An 18856-nucleotide genomic window follows, 5' to 3' on the forward strand; every position below is an offset into this window, starting at 1 on the left:
GGTCCGCGCGTCGATTCTCAGGGACTGGACAACGAGCCGTCGCCGGGACCCCCTTCCGCGCCCGGTGGCCGCGCGGAGCCGTCCATGGTGAGCTGGTACGTACGGGTCCCACCGAACTCGTCTCACCTGCTGGACAGCGCGGCATCCCAGGCGACATGGCCGTCCGGGCGCACCAGCACCGTGCTCCGGCCCGCCCAGCCGTCATGGGCGGTGGTGGGGCGCGCGGTCACGGCCCGTATCCGGTCCGGACGCCCGTCGATCGCCTCGGCGGCGGCGCGGGCGTCGGCGGCACCCGGGCCGTCGGCCGCCGCATGCCCCGCATCGCCGCCCGGGCCGAGGTGGAGCAGTACGAAGCGCCCGTCGGCCAGCAGCGGGTACAGGCTGGGCTCGGGCGCCCCGTCCAGCCCGAGGTCGGGGGCGCGGCTGCCGGCCAGCGAGTGGCCGCCCCCGGCCCCTCCCGGCTCCCCCGTCTCCCCGGCCCCTCCCGGCTCCCCCGTCTCCCCGGCCTCGCCCGACTTCCCCACCGCCGGGTGGTAGGCCACGTCGAGCGCGGAGAGCTCCCCGGCGAACTGCCGGTTCACCGCCGGGTGGGCGGCCAGGAGCCGCCCGAACACCGAGCGCAGGGCGCGCCCGTCGGCGGTGTGCGTGGCGCCGAGCACGGTCTGGGCCTGGGTGTTCTCCAGCAGCGCGGCCCCCACGGGGTGGCGCTCGGCGTGGTAGGTGTCCAGCAGCCCCTCGGGGACGCGGCCCTGGCACACCGCGGCCAGCTTCCACCCCAGGTTGAAGGCGTCCTGGAGCCCCACGTTCAGGCCCTGGCCCCCCATGGGCATATGCATATGCGCCGCGTCCCCGGCGAGCAGGATGCGGCCGTCGCGGTAGCGGGCGGCCTGCCGGGAGGCGTTGCCGAACCGGGACAGCCAGCGGGGCGCCCGCATCCCGAAGTCCGTGCCCGCGACCTGGCGCACATATCCGCGCAGCTCGTCGAAGGTGAGCGGCTGATCGGCGGGGACGGTGAGGGACTCCCCGGTGGAGCCCGCGATGCGGTGGTGTCCGTCGGCCAGCGGGACGACCAGGAAGCCCCCGTGCTCATTGTCGACCGAGGGGACCGAGGGCGGCGCGTCGAGCACCACATCGCCGAGGAAGCCGGTCGTGGTGGCCAGGGCGCCGGGGAAGTCGATACCGGCGGAGCTCCGTACGGTGCTTCCGGCCCCGTCGCAGCCCACCACCCATGCCGCGCGCAGGGTGTACGCCCCCTCGGGGCCCGCCACGTCCACCTCGGCGCCGTCCGCGTCCTGGCGCACCTCCAGCGCCCGGTGCTCCCAGCGGATCTCCCCGCCCAGCTCCCGCAGCCGCTCCTCCAGCAGCTGCTCGGTGCGCAGTTGCGGCAGGACCAGCGTGTACGGGAATCGGGTGTCCAGCACGGAGAAGTCCAGCCGGACCGGCAGCCCGCCGTAGTGCCCGGTGGGCATCGGAACGCCCTCGCGGACGAACGGCCCGGCGAGACCGCGCATCGCCAGCACCTCCAGGGTGCGCGGATGCAGGGTCAGCGCCTTGGAGTGCGGGCTGCGGGCGGCGGCGCGCTCGATCACGGTGACGCCCACACCCACCAGCCGCAGTTCGGCGGCGAGCAGCAGCCCCACGGGTCCGGCCCCCACCACGACGACGTCGTTCACCACACCATCTCCCTTGTCTCTCGATCTTGTCTCTCGGTCCGCTCCTTGATCCCTCTCTTGATCCAGGATCAATAAGCCGCCCCCAGTAGACTTGATCCCGGATCAAGAGGCAAGCGAAGGAGATCGGTGGCATGGGCCTGGACCGCACGGCCGTGGTGACGGCGGCGCTGGAACTGCTCGACGAGGCGGGGCTGGACAAGCTCACGATGCGCAAGGTGGCCGAGCGGCTGGGCGTGCAGCTCAACACCGTCTACTGGCACGCCTCCAGCAAGCCCCGGCTGCTGGAGCTGATGGCCGACACGATGCTCGAGGGATGCACCGACGCGCCGCTCCCGGACCCCTGGGACGACCGGGCGTGCACCCTGGCCCACCGCTATCGCGCCGCGCTGCTCTCCCGCCGCGACGGCGCACGGGTCGTGGCCGGGACGTATGTCGCAGAGGAGCACACCCTGCGCCTCGCGGAGGCCCTGACCGGCGCGTTCCTCAGGGGCGGCCACAGCCCCGCCGAAGCCGGCTGGCGGACCTGGTCGCTGGTCTACTTCACGCTCGGCCTGACCCAGGAGGAACAGGCCGCCCAGGGCCTCGGCGGAATGGAGCCGCTGCTGCGGGCGGCCACCGCCGAGCGCTTCCCCGCCCTCGCCGCGGTCGCCGAGCACTTCGGCGACTTCGAGCACCGCTTCCAGCACGGCGTCGGGCTGATCGTCAGGGGGCGGGAAGCGAGCGCGTAACCGGCTCACCCAGGGCCGGGAGGTCCGAGGTCTTACCGCGTCTGCCGCCGCACAGGCGCCATTTTCCCCACGACTGCTCGCCGTCCATCCGATGTTTATGACGCACAAGGGGTTCCGGTTCCGCCACGCGGGCTGCATCATGCCCGCGGGGGTTCAGATCGTGGAACCTCAGGCATGTACGTGACCGCCCGCTGCTGCCCCCGCAGAAGATCGCCCGCACCCGGTTCACATCCCCTGGAGCGTCATGTCATCCGCACCCACCCGAAGGACAGTCGTCGGCACCGCCGTGGCCGCCGGTGCCGCCGCCGGACTCGCCGGCCCGGCCACCGCGCACGCCGCCGAGCCGCAGGCCCCCGCCGCGGCCGTGGCCGCCCATCCCGCGGGGGACCCCTGGGCCACGGTCCTCGCCGACGCCGACATGGTGTGGCAGAAGATGCCGCAGACCTGGTACGAGGGCCCCTTCCTCGGAAACGCCCTGCTCGGCTCGGGCATCTACGCCGAACCGGGCGACGCGAACGCGGTGCGCTTCAATGTGCAGCACAGCGAGGTCCAGGACCACCGGCCGGAGTTCGGCTCCCTCTTCGGGCTCGCCCGGCTGCCCATCGGGTACTTCACCCTGGAGCCGGTCGGGGCCATCACCGCCATCGACTGGCGGCTGCGGCTGCGCGACGCCGAGCTGACCGGGACCATCACCACCGACAAGGGCACCCTCCGCCTGCGCGCCCTCGTCCACAACTCCCGTTCCCTGCTGGCCATCGAGGTGACCCCGAGCGCCGGAGAGGCCGCGTTCCGCTGGGTGTTCCACCCCGCCGAGGCCATCAGCCCGCGGGTCGCCTTCAAACCGGTCCCCGACGGCTACACCGGCAACCCCCCGGCCGTCGTCGAGGACCACCACGGCATCCAGGCCGCCGTGCAGCCGCTGCTCGCCGGCGGACAGCATGTGACGGCCTGGCGGGAGCGGACCCACGCGGGGCGGCGGACGCTGTACGTCACCGTGGCCCACTCCCACCCCCGGCGCACCGCGCGCGACCGTGCGCTCAAGGACATCCGGTTCGCCTCGGCGCTCTCCTACGACGTCCTCGCGCCCAGCCATCGCGCCTGGTGGCACGCGTACTACCGGAAGAGCTTCCTCTCCCTCCCCGACGCCCGGCTGCAGCGCTTCTACTGGATCCAGCTCTACAAGGTGGCCGCGGCCGCGCGCGCCGACGCCCCCGTGATGGCCACCTCGGGCCCCTGGCTGGAGTCCACCCCGTGGCCCGCGACCTGGTGGAACCTCAATGTGCAGCTCGAGTACTGGCTGATCCACGGCTCCAATCACCTCGAACTCGACGCGGTGACCCGGGCGCTCGGCGAATTCCGCGACAACCTCTCCAACCAGCTCGACACCCCGTACCGCAAGGACTCGGCGGGCATCCCCCGCACCACCGACATCCACCTGGTCAACGGCGGCGACGCGGCGAACGGCGGCTACGCGGTCGGCATTCCCGGCCAGGACCCGCCCACCCCCGAGGTCGGCAACCTCACCTGGGCGCTGCACAACGTCTGGCTGACCTACCGCCACACCATGGACGAGTCGGTGCTGCGCGAGGTGGTCTATCCGCTGCTGCGCAAGGCCATCGCCTACTACCTCCACTTCCTCACCCCCGGCAGCGACGGCAAGCTGCATCTGCCCGCCACCTTCTCGCCCGAGTACGGCGTCAACGCGCCCGACTGCAACTACGACCTGATGCTGCTGCGCTGGGGCTGCGCCACCCTGCTGGACTCGGCCCGGCAGCTCGGCGTCAAGGATCCCGCCGCGCCGCGCTGGCGGGAGGTGCTGGCCAAGCTCACGCCGTACCCCGTCGACGAGAACGGCTTCATGATCGGCGCGGGTGTTCCGTTCGCCAAGTCCCACCGCCACTACTCCCATATGCTCGCCGTCTATCCGCTCTACGAGGTCACCTGGGAGGACCCGGCGAAGCGCGAGCTGATCGAGACCTCCCTCAACCACTGGGTCGGCTTCGAGGGCGCGCTCCAGGGCTACACCTTCACCGGCGCCGCCTCGATGTCCGCGCAGATGGGGCGTGGTGAGGACGCGCTGAAGTACCTGGGCGAGCTGATGAGCCGCTTCATCCAGGCGAACACCATGTACAAGGAGTCGGGCCCGGTCATCGAGACTCCGCTGTCCGCCGCGCAGTCGCTGCACGACATGGTGTGCCAGAGCTGGGGCGGGTTGATCCGGATCTTCCCCGCGCTGCCCGCCGCCTGGCGTGAGCTGGTGGTCCACGACTTCCGCACCCAGGGCGCGTTCCTGCTGAGCGCCGCCCGCGAGGACGGCCGTACCCGCTGGGTGCGGCTGCGCAGCGAGGCGGGCGCGCCCTGTGTCGTACGGCACTCCCTCGACGGGCCGATCGAGGTGCGGGACGCGCGGGGGCGGCGGCTGCCGTACGAGACGGTGGGCGCGGGAACGATCCGGATCGCGCTCAGGAGGGGCCAGGAGGCGATCATCACCGCCCGCGGCGACCGCCCGGACCTGACGGTCCGCCCGGTCGAGGCAGGCGAGCCGGCGCCGCGCTGGGGGCTCCCCGCGTCCTGATCCCCCGGCAAGGATCTCCCAGCAGCGATCTCCCAGCCGGGCCCGGCCGCCCCGGATCGGCCCAGTCGGCCCGGATCGGCCCAGTCGGCCCGGATCGGTCCGATGACGCGGTCCGGTTCGACGGCACGGTCCCGTCGATGGAACGGTCCGGCTCGGCCCGGTCGCCGTCCAATGACGACTGCCGACCGCGGTTCCGGGATACCCATCACGCATGAGACGCATCAGTGACTTCGACCGCCGGCTGTTCGCGCGGGTCGCGGACAGCCGGCTCCGCGGCGCCCATCCGCTGCTGCCCCGGCTCAGCCGGGCCGCCGACCACGGCCGGCTGTGGTTCGGCACGGCCGGGGTGCTCGCCACGGTCGGCGGCCGTACCGCGCGGCGGGCCGCGCTGCGCGGGATCGGCTCGCTCGCCGCCGCCTCACTCGTGTCGAACGTCGTGGTCAAGTGGACAGTGGCACGCAAGCGTCCGGTCCCGGACGTGGTGCCCCTGGTCCGCCGACTGCGCCGGCAGCCCTGGACCAGCTCCTTCCCCTCCGGGCATTCGGCCTCCGCCGCCGCCTTCGCCACCGGGGTGGCCCTGGAGTCCTCGCGGTACGGCCTGATGGTCGCCCCGCTCGCCGCCGCCGTCGCCGCCTCCCGGGTGTACGTGGGCGTCCACTACCCCAGCGATGTGCTGGCCGGAATCGCCCTCGGCGCCGGAGCCGCCGCGCTGACCTGCCGCTACTGGCCGCCACGCCCCGAGGCCCCGGCGCAGGCCCGGCCGCGGATCTCGGCGCCCGCCCTGCCCAAGGGCGAAGGGCTGGTGGTCCTGGTCAACCAGCGGGCCGGGATGGCCACCCCCACCGGCGGGTTCACGGTCGCCGAGCAACTGCAGGTGCTGCTGCCCGCCGCGGAGATCCTGGAGTGCGGGCCCGACGACGACCTCATCGACCTGCTCCGGCAGGCCGCCCGGCGCGCCGCCGACCGGGCCGGGGCGCTGGGCATCTGCGGCGGGGACGGCAGCGTCAACGCCGCCGCCACGATCGCGGCCGAACGCGGGCTGCCGCTCGCCGTGTTTCCCGGCGGCACCCTCGACCACTTCGCGCTGGACCTCGGCGTACCGGCCTTCGAGGACACCGCCCACGCCGTGGCCGAGGGCGACGCCGTGGCCGTGGACCTCGGCCGCGCCACCCCCCTCGTGGGAGGCGGTGCGACCAGCCAGTTCGTCAACACCTTCAGCATCGGCTTCTACCCGGAACTGGTGCGGATCCGGGAGAGCATGGAGGGCCGGCTCGGCAAGTGGCCCGCGGCCGCCGTCGCGCTCACCCGGGTGCTGCGCACCGCGAGCCCCATGGAGGTCGAGGTCAACGGGCGACCGCGGCGGCTGTGGATGCTGTTCGCCGGCAACGGCATCTACTCCCCCGAGGGATTCGCGCCCACCTACCGTCAGCAGCTCGACGACGGGCTACTCGATGTGCGGGCGATCGACGGCGAGGAGCGGCTGGCCCGCACCCGGCTGCTGATCTCGGCGCTCACCGGCACGCTCGGGCGGTCCCGTGTCTACACGACACGGCGCATGCGCCAACTGCGGCTGTCGGGCCTCCACGCAGTGGACAGCCGGGCCTACGATGGAGAGGTCGCCGCCGACCCCGCGGAGGAGCTGCTGATCGACAAGTGGCCCGGGGCGCTCACCGTGTACCGCCCCGCCGAGCCGCAGAACGAGCTGCTCCAAAGGGCCCGTACGGCCGCCGCGAAGGCCCCCCATTGGTGGAGGTCTCTACTACGCAAGTAGTACTCGGAAATCTGTGCTCAAGGACGACGACGGGGGCGCCTCCCACCGTCAAGGATGAGGGCATGGACGACGACCGATCGGCCCAGGGGGCCGCGACGTGACCTCCCTTGCGCTGTCTGTGCTGCTGGCCCTGGTCTCGGCGGTCTGCTACGCCGCCGGAGCCATACTCCAGGAGCATGTCGCGGCCACGACGCCGCGCCTCGCCGCCGCTCCGCTGCGGCGCGGGAGTTGGTGGGCCGCCGTGACCCTCAACGGTACGGGCGCGGTCCTCCATGTGATCGCCCTGGCCTACGGCCCGCTGAGCGTGGTGCAACCCCTAGGGGCTCTGACGATCGTCTTCGCCCTGCCGATGGCGGCCATATTCGTCCGCCGCCGGGTCGGCGGATCCGGCTGGCGGGGCGCGCTGCTGGCGACCGCGGGGCTCGCCGGGCTGCTCTCCCTGACCGGCACCTCGCGGGCCCAGTCGCTGGCCGAGCAGGAGGGCGTCTGGCTGATCGTGATCACGGTCGCCACCATCGCCGTGCTGGCCGGGGCGGCTCGCCTGATGCGGTCGCCCGTCATCCGCAGTGTGCTGCTGGCGGCGGCCGCGGGCACGGCCTTCGGTGTCTCGTCGGTGGTCACCAAGAACGTGGCCGTGGAGTGGACCTGGGACGCGTGGCAGGACGCCCTGCCCGGCCTGGTCACGATCGGGCTGCTGGCCTCGGGCGGGGTGCTGCTCTCCCAGGCGTCGTACCGGGGCGCCGGGCTGGCCTCGCCGCTGGCGACGGCAACGGTGGTCAACCCCGTGGTCGCCACCGCCGTCGGCATCGCGGCGCTCGGCGAGAACTTCCGGCACGGCACGCCGGGCACCCTGCTCGCCCTGGTCGCGGCCCTCGTCGCGAGCACCGGCCTGGTGATGCTGACGGTGCACAACGCCGAGGCGGAGGCCGAGACCGAAGCAGCCGCGGGGGAGGACCCGGTCGCGGTCGCCGAAGCCCCGGCCGCCCCCGGACACGACGGGCACGACGCCACCGGTGGGGGCGGCGGGCCGGAGGATCCGGAGGGGCCCGGCGGATCCGGCCCGCACGCGGTGCCGGACGCCCCCGCCGGGCCCGCCGAGCCCGGTACCCCGCTCCTGCTCCCCCAGCCGATCCCCCGCCAGCCCACCAGCGAGGACGACCCCGGCCCGCGCCTGCCCGAATGCGGCGAGGCCGTACTGCAGCACCACGCCTAGGCGGCAACCTCGCCTACACGGCGCCGGGCCGTCCCGCGCCGAGCAGCTCCACCAGCCCCGAGAGGCCCTCATGGCCATGGCCGTCGGCGACCCGGCGGGCCATGAGGTCGCCGATCGGGGCGATCAGTTCGGGGCTGATGCCCTGGTCCCGTGCGGAGCCGGTGAAGTTGACGAACGCGGCCGACTGCATGGCGAGGTTGGAGACCACCCCGGTGGCGTGGTCACCGGAGTCGATCTGCCGCGCGTAGCCGTCCACGGCCCCGGACATGGCGGTCAGCCAGCGCCCCAGCAGCGGGGCGGCATCGGCCGCCGCCACACCGTCCGACCGCACGAGGGCGTAGGCGTGCAGCACGCCCGAGAACATTCCGTACATCGCGCTGAGCAGGGCGAGGTCGTACAGCGGGGCGCGGCCGGGGTCCTCGCCGAGATGGTGGCTCTCGCCGAAGAGGTCCAGCACGGCGCGGTGGGCCGCGAAGACGGCCGGTGAGCCGCTGTAGAGGAGGAAGGCGGCGGGCGTCCCGATCATCGGCGGGACGGCCATGATGCCGCCGTCGAGGTACTGGGCACCGTGTCCGGCCGCCCATGCGGCCAGGTCACGGGCCTGCCGCGGAGTGCCGTTGGTGAGGTTGACGACGGCCTTCCCGGACAGGGCGTCCCCGAGCGGGTCCAGCACCTGCCGTACGGAGTCGTAGTCCAGCAGGCAGACCACCACCAGGGGGCTCGCCGCGACGGCCTCACCGGCCGTGGCGGCGGTCAGCGCGCCCTCGGCGGCGAGCGCCTCGGCCTTGGCGGCCGTACGGTTCCACACCGTCATCCGGTGCCCGGCCGTCACCAGGGCGCGGGCCAGCGCCGTGCCCATGTCGCCAAGCCCCAGCACCGTCACGGGGGTTTCGCTCATCTCGGTTGCTCCAGTTGTTTCGATACCGCTTGGTCCGTAGGGGTCCGGCGCGCCGCTCACAGCCTCGTTCCCCGGCGGTAATGTGGGCAAGTACCCACTAAAGAGTGCGTACTTACCTTGAGGTCAGTGGGGGCGGGGCCATGCGGAATCAGCCTTATGTCTGCGGTCTGGACGCGGCCGTGGATGTGATCGACGGCAAGTGGAAAGTGCTGATCATCTGGGCGCTCAATCACCAGCGGTGCCGTTTCGGGGAATTGCGGCGGCTGGTTCCGGGCGTGACCGAAAAAGTACTGACGCAGCAGCTCAGGGAGTTGGAGGCGGACGGAATCGTCCACCGGGAGATATACGACGTGGTGCCGCCGAAGGTGGAGTATTCGCTGACCGGGCTGGGCGACGAGCTGAATACGGCACTGGGCCCGCTGGGCGCGTGGGGCAAGCGCCGGATGGCGGTGCTGGAGGAGGAGACGGGGCAGGGCTGACTTCCAGGGCTGCCGCACCGCCCGGAGCCGCGGCCCCGCCGGGGAATCGGCGTCAACCGGTGCTGTCGCGCGTATTTTCCAACCGGGCCTCCGCGGGGTAGGGGTGTGGAGATCACCCCGCTCACTTGGAGGCCCCCGTGACCGACAGCGCTCCCCGGAGCCAAACGCGCACACCCTGGCGAGCCGTGTTCGGCGGCTCGATCGGAAATCTCGTCGAATGGTACGACTGGTTCGTCTACGCCAGTTTCGCCACCTACTTCGCCGGAGCCTTCTTCCCCAAGGGCAACGACACCGCACAGCTCCTCAACACCGCCGGGATCTTCGCGGTCGGCTTCTTCATGCGTCCCGTCGGCGGCTGGCTGCTGGGCCGGTTCGCCGACCGGCGCGGCCGTAAGGCGGCGCTCACCCTGACGGTGACGCTGATGTCGGCCAGCGCGCTGCTCATCGCCATCGCCCCGACCTATGACCAGGTCGGTTACTTCGGCGCGGCCGTGCTGCTGGTGGCGCGGCTGCTGCAGGGTCTGTCGGTGGGCGGGGAGTACGCGGCCAGCGCCACCTATCTCACCGAGGCGTCCCAGCCCGGCAGTCGCGGCTTCGTCTCCAGCTTCCAGTACGTGTCGATGACGATGGGCCAGCTCATCGGTCTCGGTCTCCAGATCGTGCTGCAGCACACCATGTCCGATGACGCGCTGCACTCCTACGGCTGGCGCATTCCGTTCATCGTCGGCGCCGTGGGCGCGGCGGTGGTCTTCTGGCTGCGGCGCAATCTGCTGGAGACCGAGGTCTACACCGAGGAGGACGCCCACCAGGACGAACGAGGGACGATGGCCGAGCTGCTGCGCCACCGCAAGGAGGCGGCGCTCGTCATCGCGCTGACCATGGGCGGTACGGTCGCGTACTACACGTACACCACCTATCTCACCAAGTACCTGTCGAACACGGCCGGTCTGAGCAAGTCGGACGCGTCGCTGGTCAGCTTCTGCGCCCTGTTCCTGTTCATGCTGTTGCAGCCGCTGGCCGGATCGCTCTCGGACCGGATCGGGCGCCGTCCGCTGCTGATCACCTTCGGCTTCGGCTCGATGCTCGGCACCGTCCCCATCATGACGGCGCTGTCACACACCGACACCTTCACGGGAGCGCTGCTGCTCTCGCTCGCGGCGCTGGTCATCGTCACCGGCTACACCTCGATCAACGCGGTGGTGAAGGCCGAGCTGTTCCCCACCCATGTCCGGGCGCTCGGGGTGGCCCTGCCGTACGCGCTGGCGAACGCGCTGTTCGGCGGCACCGCCGAGTATGTGGCGCTGTGGTTCAAGAAGGGCGGTGCGGAGTCCGGGTACTACTGGTACGTCTCGGCGTGTGCGGCCGTCTCGCTCATCGTCTACCTCACCATGCGGGAGACCCGCGACGCCGCCCTCTCCCGGGACCGCGCGGACGGCCCGGCCGCCCCGGGGAAGCAGCGGACGACGGCGGTGTGACGGCGCCGAGGGGCCGGGCCCGGCGTCAGCGGCCGGCGGTCACGCTCAGCTGAGCCCAGACCACCCGTCCGCCGTTCACGCCCGGCCGGTCCCCCCATGCGTCGGCCAGGGCGCGGACCAGCGCGAGTCCGCGTCCGCACTCGTCCTCCAGACCGGCCTCCCTCGGCGTGGGGACGGCCGGTCCGCCGCCCTGGTCGGCGACCTCGATATAGAGCATGCGCCGCTCATGGGCGCGCAGCACACAGAGGATCTGCTCACTTCCGGTGTGCACCAGGGCGTTGGTGAACAGTTCGGACATCACCAGCTCGGCGGCGTCGCAGAGATCCTCTTCGAAGCCCCACTCCAGCACCCGTGAGCACACCCGGTGCCGGGCGACGGCGACCGAGGCGCCTCTGGCAGGCAGCTGGAACCTCTCCTGACGGAGGGCGGAGTCAACGCTCCCGGAGTTCGGGTGGTGGGCCATCGTCGAGCGTTGACGCAATGCCACGGCCATGTGCCTTCCGTCCGTCTATGTGGGGGCGTGAATGCCGTACGTGAATGCCGCAAGTGCGCGACACAGCAGCCACGTTGGACTGGTCACACCCGTCACTATCGTTGCTGCGAGCATCAGTTGGCAAGGCGCGATCTGCAAAATGCAGAATAGCCAGCGCACTCTGTTGCCCTCACCTCGCACGTGGCACACTGATCCTGACAAGACCGTCCCAGGAGGTACGACGTGGGTGAAGCGCGATCTGCCCCGACCGTCGGGCAGATGGTCCTCGGCATGAGGCTGCGGGACCTTCGCGAGAAAGCCGGCGTCAGCTACGACCAGGCTGCCAGGGCGCTGCACGTCAACCAGACCACGGTGCGCAGGATGGAGAAGGCCGAGGTCGGCCTGAAACTCCCCTACGTCGAGAAGCTGCTGCAGACCTATGGCGCCGAACAGGAAGAGATCGACTCCTTCCTCGCGCTCGCCGAGGAGGCCAACAGACCCGGCTGGTGGCACCGCTTCCGCGATGTGCTGCCGGACTGGTTCAGTCTCTATGTGAGCCTCGAGGGCGTGGCGAGCCGTATCCGCGCCTACGAGCCGCATTTCATCCCCGGACTGCTGCAGACCGAGGAGTACGCCCGCACGCTGCTCTCCATCGGCTTCCCGCACGGCTCCGCCCAGGAGCTCGACCGCCGGGTGGCGCTGCGGATGGAGCGCCAGGAGCTGCTCAGCCGCCCGGACGGACCGCATCTGTGGGTGGTGATGGACGAGACGGTGCTCCGTCTGTCCATCGGGGGTCCCCAGGTGATGCGCGCCCAGATCGACCACCTGATCGAGGCGACACAGAAGCCCAACATCACCCTTCAGGTGGTGCCGTTCTCCGCCGGCCCTCACCCGGGTATGGGCGGACCCTTCCAGCTCTTCCGGTTCAAGATCCCGGAACTGCCGGACATCGTCTACGCCGAGGGCCTGACCGGCGCCGGCTATCTCGACCAACGTTCCGATGTGGTCGCCTATTTGGAAGCCCTGGACCGCATGGGCACCCAGGCCACACCGGCGCGGCGCACGGAGAGTTTCCTCCGTGGGATTCGCAAGGAGCTCTGACTGTGGATCAGGTACATGTGTACAACGGCATGCCGGCCAAACATCTGGGGACCGAAGGCTGGGCCAAGCCGTGGAGCGGTCCCAACGGCGGTGCGTGCGTGGAGGCCATGAGGCTGCACGACGGGCGGATCGCCCTGCGCCAGTCGACCGATCCGGACGGCCCTGCCCTGATCTACACCCACCATGAAATCGAGAGGTTCATCCAGGGCGCCAAGGCCGGCGCCGCGGACTTCCTGCTCAATCGTCCAGACCCCAACCTGACCTCCTCGGCGGGTACCGCACCGGAACGGAGGGCCGCGTGACCGACTACGGGCTCGCCCCTGACCAGATCGACACCACCAAGCCGCACCCGGCTCGGATGTACGACTTCTACCTCAACGGCAAGGACCACTACGAGGTCGACGCGGAGGCCGCCGGGCGGGTGCTGGAGGTCTATCCGACCGTCCGGCTCAACGCCACCATCAACCGGGCCTTCATCCACCGCGCCACCCGCTGGCTGGCCCGGGAGGCAGGGATCCGGCAGTTCCTCGACATCGGCACCGGCATACCCACCGAGCCCAATCTCCACCAGGTCGCCCAGGGCGTCGCCCCGGAGGCCCGGGTGGTCTACACCGACTACGACCCCATCGTGCTGGCCTATGCCCAGGCGCTGCTCATCGGCACCCCCGAGGGCCGTACGTCCTATGTGCAGGCGGATGTGCGCGATCCCCAGCGGATCATGAGCGCCCCCGAGCTGCATGAGACGCTGGACCTGGACCAGCCGGTGGCGATCTCCGTGAACGCGCTCTTCCACTTCATCTCGGAGGAGGACAAGCCGTACGAGATCATCCGCGAGCTGATGGCGCCCCTGGCCCCGGGCAGCTATCTGATGCTGACCCACTCCACGCATGACTTCTCGGCGGAGACCTGGCGGAACGTCATCCAGGTCTACAAGGAGAGCGGCATCTCCTTCACCACCCGCTCCCAGAGCGAGGTCGGGGGCTTCTTCGACGGTCTGGAGCTGGTCGACCCGGGTGTGTCGGAGCCCCACCACTGGAACCCGGACCCCGGCGACCGCCCGGAGCACATCCGCAGCGCGGACATCAACATGTGGGCGGGAGTGGCCCGGAAGTCCTAACGGCAGCCGGGAAGCCCCAGCGGCACGATCGTCGCGGCCGGGCTTCACGGCCCGGTGTCACGGCGCCTCGGTGCCGTCGCCGACCGTGAAGCCCAGTATCGCGCCCCCGCCCGGGCGCGGCCGGGCGAAGACGGTGCCGCCGTGTGCGAGGGCGACCTCGCGCACGATGGCCAGGCCCAGCCCCGAACCGGGCAGGCTGCGTGCGCCGGGCGCGCGGTAGAAACGGTCGAAGACGCGCTCTCGGTCCTCCTCGGCGATGCCGGGGCCCCGGTCCAGGACCTCCACCCGGCGGCCGGTGATCACCACCTCGACGGGCTCGGTGCCGTCCTGGTCGAACTTGGCGGCGTTCTCCACCAGATTGGAGATCGCGCGCTGCAAGGCGGCCGGACGGCCCGTCAGCCGGGTGTCGCCCTCGGCCCGTACGGTGATCTCCCGGCCGGTCCGGCGCCGGGCGAGGGTCGCGGCGGTGGTGGCCACGTCCGCCATCGAGACCTCCGTAGGGGGTTCGTCGTCCCGCTGCCCGGCCGCCAGCTCCACCAGCTCATTGACGAGGTCGGTCAGCTCCCGGGTCTCCCCCGCCAGATCGGCCAGCAGATCCTCGCGCGCGGGCCCCGGCAGTTCCTCGAAGCGGCGCAGCAGCGAGATATTGGTGCGCAGCGAGGTGAGCGGGGTGCGCAGCTCGTGCCCGGCGTCCTCGACCAGCCGCCGCTGGTCGTCCTTGGAGCGCGCGAGCCGGCCGAGCATGCCGTCGAAGGCCCGCCCGAGGCGGCCCACCTCGTCGTCCCCCGCGACCGGCACCGCCACCTGCATCCGGCCGGTCGCGGCCACGCTCTCGGCGACCCGGGTCAGCCGCACCAGCCGCCGGGTGATCCGCCCGGCCAGCCACCAGCCGGCCAGTCCGGCGGCCAGGATGACGGCGACCACGAACAGCGCGGTGCGCTTCTGGAGTTCTCGCAGCAGATCCTCGGTGTCGCTGATCTGCTGGGCCACCTGGACCGCGCCGGTACCGTCGCCCACGGCCACCGTGGCCATGCGGTACTGCTCTCCGCCGATGTCGATCTCGCGCCGTACGACGGTGCCCGGCGTACGGGAGGCGGCGGTGATCCGGTCGTCGCCGGTCACCGGCAGCGGGGGCTTGCCCGCGTCGTAGACCGTGCCGTTGCCGTTGATCACCTGGACGTCCATCCGGCTGATCCGGCGCAGATCGTCCCGCAGGTCGTACGGGACGGGCACGGTGGACTCGGTGGGGTACTGCCGCAGGATCACCTTCTCGCCGCGGACCTCGCCGCGCAGATCGCGGATCACATCGTCGAACGCCGACTGCTGGTCGACCCGCACCAGCCCGGCCGCCGCGTCATAGCTGAGGCCGCCGACCAGGAGGGTGACCACGGAGGCCGCCGCCGCGAACGAGAGCGCGAAGGTGGTCCGCAGACTGGGCCGCCCACGGCGGAGCGGTGGAAACCGCACCATTACTCCTCCCGCAGGGTGTATCCGACTCCGCGCACCGTATGGATCAGCGGGGTGCGCCCCTCCGGATCGACCTTGCGGCGCAGATAGCCGATGTAGACGGCGAGGTTCTTCGATCCGGGGCCGAAGTCGTAGCCCCAGATGCGGGCGTAGATGGTGGTGTGGTCCAGGACGATGCCCGCGTTGCGCGCCAGCAGCTCCAGCAGGTCGAATTCGGTGCGGGTCAGCTCCAGCTCCGTACCGCCGCGCCAGACCCGGCGCGCCGAGGAGTCCAGGTGCAGATCCGCGACCTCCAGCACGCCGTCGATGGCGGCGTCCTCCGGCGCGGGCGGTTCGGCGGGGGCGGCCCGGCGCAGCAGTGCGCGCAGCCGGGCGAAGACCTCCTCGACCTCGAAGGGCTTGGCCACATAGTCGTCCGCCCCGGCGTCCAGCCCCTCGATCCGGTCGGCGGTCTCGACCCGCGCGGTGAGCATCAGGATGGGGGTGCGGTCCCCCTCGGCGCGCAGCACCCGGCACACCTGGAGCCCGTCCACGCCCGGCATCATCACATCCAGGACGACCACGTCCGGGCGCTCGCGGTGGACGGCCGCCAGCGCCTCTATCCCGTCGGGCACGGCGGTGACGCGGTACCCCTCCAGGGTCAGGGCGCGGTCCAGCGCCTGGCGGATGGCACGGTCGTCCTCGGCGAGCAGCACGGTGTTGGTCACACCCCGAGTCTGCCAAGGCCACCGGGGTGCCTGCCGCGGGCGGGGGTCCTGAGCGGGGCTTCTTACCCCGCTCTCACCTTCTTCACGCGACGGGCTTACCGGGCCCGGACAAGGTGTCCGTTACGTTCCGGGGGGAACTCGCCCCGGGGATGCAACCGGCCGGAGAAAATACCGCATGAAGATCGCATTCCTGCTGCACAACGCCTACGGGATCGGCGGAACGATCCGGACGACGATGAATCTCGCGACGGCGCTCGCCGACCGCCACGAGGTGGAGATCGTCTCGATGATGCGGCATCGCGAGACGCCGCGTTTCGCCCTCGACCCCCGGGTGCGGCTGGTCCCCCTGGTGGACTCGCGTCCGGAGAGCGCGGACGCGAAGGACCCGCTGTTCTTCGAGGCCAGCCGGGACTTTCCGGCCGCCGAGAAGCGGCACCACCAGTACAACCGCCTGATCGACACGCGGGCCGCGGAGTATCTCCGCGACTGCCCCGCCGATGTGATCATCGGCACTCGGCCGGGGGTGAACGTCTACATATCCCGCTTCGCCCCCCGTCGTGCGCTGCGCATCGCCCAGGAGCATCTGCGGTACGAAGCGCACAGCAAGAAGCTGCGGCGGGAGCTGGCCCCGCACTACCGGCTGCTGGACGCCATCGTCACCACGACGGAGGCGGACGCCGCGATCTACCGCAAGAAGATGCCGTTGCCGGGGGTACAGACCCTGGCGATACCCAACAGCGTCCCCGAACCGGCCGTCGCCCCCTCCGAGGGCACCACGCCGGTGATCGCGGCGGCCGGGCGACTGGTCCGCGGCAAGCGCTTCGACCTGCTGATCGACGCCTTCGCGGAGGTCACGGCGAAGTTCCCGGCCTGGCGGCTGCGGATCTACGGCGGCGGCGCGGAAAAGGAGCGGCTCGCGGAGCGCATCGAGCGGCTGGGCCTGTCCGGGAGCGCGGAGCTGATGGGGTCCTACTCCCCCATCGAGGAGGAGTTCGCGAAGGCGTCGCTGGTCGCGGTCGCCTCGGACGCCGAGTCGTTCGGGATGACGATCGTGGAGGCCATGCGCTGCGGGGTGCCGGTGGTGAGCACCGACTGCCCGCTCGGCCCCGCCGAGATCATCGAGGACGGGGTCACCGGACGGCTCGTCCCCACCGGGGACGCGCAGGCGCTGGCGAGCGCCCTGATGGACCTGATGGCCGACGCCCCGGCCCGGCAGGCGATGGCCGCGGCGGCCCTGGAGAGCTCCCGCGCCTACGACCCCGCGCCGCTCGCCCTGCGCTACGACCAGCTCTTCGAGGAGCTGCGCGCGAGCCGGTTCGCCCGCTTCTGGGAGCGCGGCCGGGCCGCCGCCCGTGCCCGCCTGCGGCGCCTGGCCCGCCGCTTCGGCATCTCCCCCGCCCGCCGCACCCCGGCGGCGGGCGGAAAGGCGAGCGCCTGACCCCACGGCGGACCGCGCCGGACGAGGCGCGGGCGCGCCCGTAAACGCTACGGCCGGGGTCGCGGAGCCGCCCCGCGAGGTGCCCTGGCTCGCCGTGGTGGCGGTGGCCCATGCCGTGGTCCAGCCTGGCCGCGCCCGCCGGGGGCGTCACCCTGCCGCGCGCCCCCGACGCGGAGGCGCGTGCCAGGCGTCACGGGCCCGCGACGATCCGCCGGACAGGGCCTGGGCGGCGCCCCGGCGTTACCAGGACGTCGGGGCGTAGTCCTTCAGGAAGCAGCCGAAGAGGTCCTCGCCACTCTCGCCCCGGACGATCGGGTCGTAGACCCGGGCCGCGCCGTCCACCAGGTCGAGGGGGGCGTGGAAGCCCTCGGCCGCCAGCCGCATCTTTTCCGGGTGCGGGCGCTCGTCGGTGATCCATCCGGTGTCGACGCTCGTCATCAGGATGGCGTCGGCCTCGAACATCTCCCGTGCGCTGGTGCGGGTCAGCATGTTCAGCGCGGCCTTGGCCATGTTGGTGTGCGGATGGCCCGCGCCCTTGTAGCCCCGGCCGAACTTGCCCTCCATCGCGGAGACGTTGACCACGTACTTGCGCCGGGCGGGCGAGGCGGCCATCGCCGGGCGCAGCCGGCTCACCAGGATGAACGGCGCCGTCTCATTGCAGAGCTGGACCTCGAGCATCTCGACCGGGTCCACCTCGTTGACCCGCTGCACCCAGGTGTTGGTCGGGTCCAGGTCCGGGACCAGCCCGCCCGCGTCGATCGCGGTCCCGGCCTCGATCCGGGCCGGTGAGGCGGAGCCGCTGGTGAGGGCGAGGGCGGTGAGGTCCTGCGGGGTGAGGGCGCCGTCCTGTGGCGTGCGGGGCGCCGGAAGGGCCGCCTGGGCGCCGCTGCCGAAGGCGCCGAGGACCAGGGACTCGGGGAGTTCCCCGGCGGGGAGCGGCGCCGACTCGCCCGCTATCAGCTCCGCGTACGCCTGGGGTGTGCGGCGGACGGTCTGGGCGGCGTTGTTGATCAGTATGTCCAGCGGGCCCGCGGCGCTGACCTCGTCGGCCAGCGCGATGACCTGGGCGGGGTCGCGCAGATCGATGCCGACGACCTTGAGCCGGTGCAGCCACTCCCCGCTGTCCGGCATGGCCTTGAAGCGGCGGATGGCGTCGCCCGGGAAGCGGGTGGTGACGGTGGTGTGCGCGCCGTCGCGCAGCAGCCGCAGCGCGATGTACATGCCGATCTTCGCCCGGCCGCCGGTGAGCAGGGCACGGCGCCCGGTGAGGTCGGTGCGGGCGTCGCGGCGGGCCCGGTTCTCGGCGGCGCAGTCGCGGCACAGCTGGTGATAGAAGGCGTCGACCTCGACGAACCGGGTCTTGCAGACATAGCAGGAGCGGGCGCGCGCCAGGATGCCCGCGATCTCGGTGGAGACGGAGCTGCTGAGCGCGCGGCCCAGCGTCTCGTCGTCGATCCGGTCGGCGGCCCCGGTGGCGGTGGCCTCGGTCACGGCCTTGTCATGCGCGGTCTTCGCGGCCCGCCGCTCCTGGCGCCTGCGCTGCTTCACGCTGCGGTAGATGCCGGAGGTGGCCCGGCGGACCATGATCGCGTCGGGGTGGTCGACCGGCAGCCGGTCGAGTTCCTCGAGGACGCTCAGACAGGTCGCCAGCCGCTCCGGGTCGATGCCCGGCTCCTCGGCCGCCGCCTGTTCGGCCCGGCCTTCGTCTATCACCGTCATCGCCGCTGCCGCTTTCTGGTTCG

The 18856-nt window shown here is 71.9% G+C and carries 16 protein-coding genes; 10 read left to right on the forward strand and 6 right to left on the reverse strand.

Going from position 1 to position 18856, the window contains the following annotated elements; genetic code table 11:
• Nucleotides 1-122 precede the first annotated feature (122 nt).
• Nucleotides 123-1676 carry an FAD-dependent monooxygenase gene (locus J5X86_RS40745; protein WP_308124867.1) on the reverse strand — a complete coding sequence of 518 codons (1554 nt, stop codon included), beginning with the start codon at nucleotides 1674-1676 and terminating at the stop codon, nucleotides 123-125.
• 128 nt (nucleotides 1677-1804) lie between these two features.
• On the opposite strand from J5X86_RS40745, the gene J5X86_RS40750 reads away from it, so the two are divergent.
• The 4 genes from J5X86_RS40750 to J5X86_RS40765 all read left to right on the forward strand — a co-directional run bounded on the left by J5X86_RS40750 (nucleotide 1805) and on the right by J5X86_RS40765 (nucleotide 7960).
• Nucleotides 1805-2401 (forward strand): TetR/AcrR family transcriptional regulator C-terminal domain-containing protein, encoded by a 597-nt coding sequence (locus tag J5X86_RS40750; protein ID WP_208521673.1) that lies wholly within the window; start codon nucleotides 1805-1807, stop codon nucleotides 2399-2401.
• Nucleotides 2402-2645: 244 nt separating this feature from the next.
• Nucleotides 2646-4976 (forward strand): glycoside hydrolase family 95-like protein, encoded by a 2331-nt coding sequence (locus tag J5X86_RS40755; RefSeq protein WP_208521674.1) that lies wholly within the window; start codon nucleotides 2646-2648, stop codon nucleotides 4974-4976.
• Between the two features lie 211 nt (nucleotides 4977-5187).
• Entirely contained in the window at nucleotides 5188-6747 is a 1560-nt protein-coding gene (locus J5X86_RS40760) for a bifunctional phosphatase PAP2/diacylglycerol kinase family protein (protein WP_208521675.1), read from the forward strand.
• 97 nt (nucleotides 6748-6844) lie between these two features.
• On the forward strand, nucleotides 6845-7960 hold the full coding sequence (locus J5X86_RS40765) for a DMT family transporter (protein ID WP_208521676.1): 1116 nt from the start codon (nucleotides 6845-6847) through the stop codon (nucleotides 7958-7960).
• Nucleotides 7961-7973: 13 nt separating this feature from the next.
• Here J5X86_RS40765 and J5X86_RS40770 read toward each other — a convergent pair whose 3' ends face one another.
• Complete coding sequence (locus J5X86_RS40770; protein WP_208521677.1) at nucleotides 7974-8858, reverse strand: NAD(P)-dependent oxidoreductase; 885 nt, start codon at nucleotides 8856-8858, stop codon at nucleotides 7974-7976.
• Nucleotides 8859-8998: 140 nt separating this feature from the next.
• Between J5X86_RS40770 and J5X86_RS40775 the strand changes: the two genes are divergently transcribed.
• Nucleotides 8999-9337, forward strand: coding sequence for a helix-turn-helix domain-containing protein (locus J5X86_RS40775; RefSeq protein ID WP_208521678.1), 339 nt, complete (start codon nucleotides 8999-9001; stop codon nucleotides 9335-9337).
• A 185-nt stretch (nucleotides 9338-9522) separates the two neighbouring features.
• Complete coding sequence (locus J5X86_RS40780; protein ID WP_308124868.1) at nucleotides 9523-10812, forward strand: MFS transporter; 1290 nt, start codon at nucleotides 9523-9525, stop codon at nucleotides 10810-10812.
• Between the two features lie 25 nt (nucleotides 10813-10837).
• Here the strand turns inward: J5X86_RS40780 and J5X86_RS40785 are convergent, their stop codons facing one another.
• Nucleotides 10838-11305: an ATP-binding protein gene (locus J5X86_RS40785; RefSeq protein WP_208521680.1), complete on the reverse strand. Its 468-nt coding sequence runs from the start codon at nucleotides 11303-11305 to the stop codon at nucleotides 10838-10840.
• 222 nt (nucleotides 11306-11527) lie between these two features.
• On the opposite strand from J5X86_RS40785, the gene J5X86_RS40790 reads away from it, so the two are divergent.
• From J5X86_RS40790 to J5X86_RS40800, 3 genes are read left to right on the forward strand one after another with little or no spacing between them, the layout of a single operon-like run.
• Entirely contained in the window at nucleotides 11528-12385 is an 858-nt protein-coding gene (locus J5X86_RS40790) for a helix-turn-helix transcriptional regulator (RefSeq protein WP_308124869.1), read from the forward strand.
• 29 nt (nucleotides 12386-12414) lie between these two features.
• A complete protein-coding gene (locus J5X86_RS40795; RefSeq protein ID WP_243982778.1) occupies nucleotides 12415-12687 on the forward strand; it encodes a DUF397 domain-containing protein in 273 nt (90 codons plus the stop codon).
• Nucleotides 12684-13502: an SAM-dependent methyltransferase gene (locus J5X86_RS40800; protein ID WP_208521682.1), complete on the forward strand. Its 819-nt coding sequence runs from the start codon at nucleotides 12684-12686 to the stop codon at nucleotides 13500-13502. The genes J5X86_RS40795 and J5X86_RS40800 overlap by 4 nt, the downstream gene beginning before the upstream one ends.
• A gap of 57 nt (nucleotides 13503-13559) precedes the next feature.
• Here the strand turns inward: J5X86_RS40800 and J5X86_RS40805 are convergent, their stop codons facing one another.
• The gene (locus J5X86_RS40805; protein ID WP_208521683.1) at nucleotides 13560-14972 is read right to left on the reverse strand and encodes a HAMP domain-containing sensor histidine kinase; all 1413 of its coding nucleotides are present in this window, start codon (nucleotides 14970-14972) and stop codon (nucleotides 13560-13562) included.
• The gene (locus tag J5X86_RS40810; protein WP_208521684.1) at nucleotides 14972-15676 is read right to left on the reverse strand and encodes a response regulator transcription factor; all 705 of its coding nucleotides are present in this window, start codon (nucleotides 15674-15676) and stop codon (nucleotides 14972-14974) included. Before J5X86_RS40810 ends, J5X86_RS40805 begins: the two co-directional genes overlap by 1 nt.
• A 175-nt stretch (nucleotides 15677-15851) precedes the next feature.
• On the opposite strand from J5X86_RS40810, the gene J5X86_RS40815 reads away from it, so the two are divergent.
• Complete coding sequence (locus tag J5X86_RS40815) at nucleotides 15852-17114, forward strand: glycosyltransferase family 4 protein (RefSeq protein ID WP_208521685.1); 1263 nt, start codon at nucleotides 15852-15854, stop codon at nucleotides 17112-17114.
• 240 nt (nucleotides 17115-17354) lie between these two features.
• Here the strand turns inward: J5X86_RS40815 and J5X86_RS40820 are convergent, their stop codons facing one another.
• Entirely contained in the window at nucleotides 17355-18833 is a 1479-nt protein-coding gene (locus tag J5X86_RS40820) for an SDR family NAD(P)-dependent oxidoreductase (protein ID WP_208521686.1), read from the reverse strand.
• Nucleotides 18834-18856 lie beyond the last annotated feature (23 nt).

It is taken from the genome of Streptomyces sp. NEAU-YJ-81, from assembly GCF_017592595.1.
Classification (GTDB): domain Bacteria; phylum Actinomycetota; class Actinomycetes; order Streptomycetales; family Streptomycetaceae; genus Streptomyces; species Streptomyces hygroscopicus_B.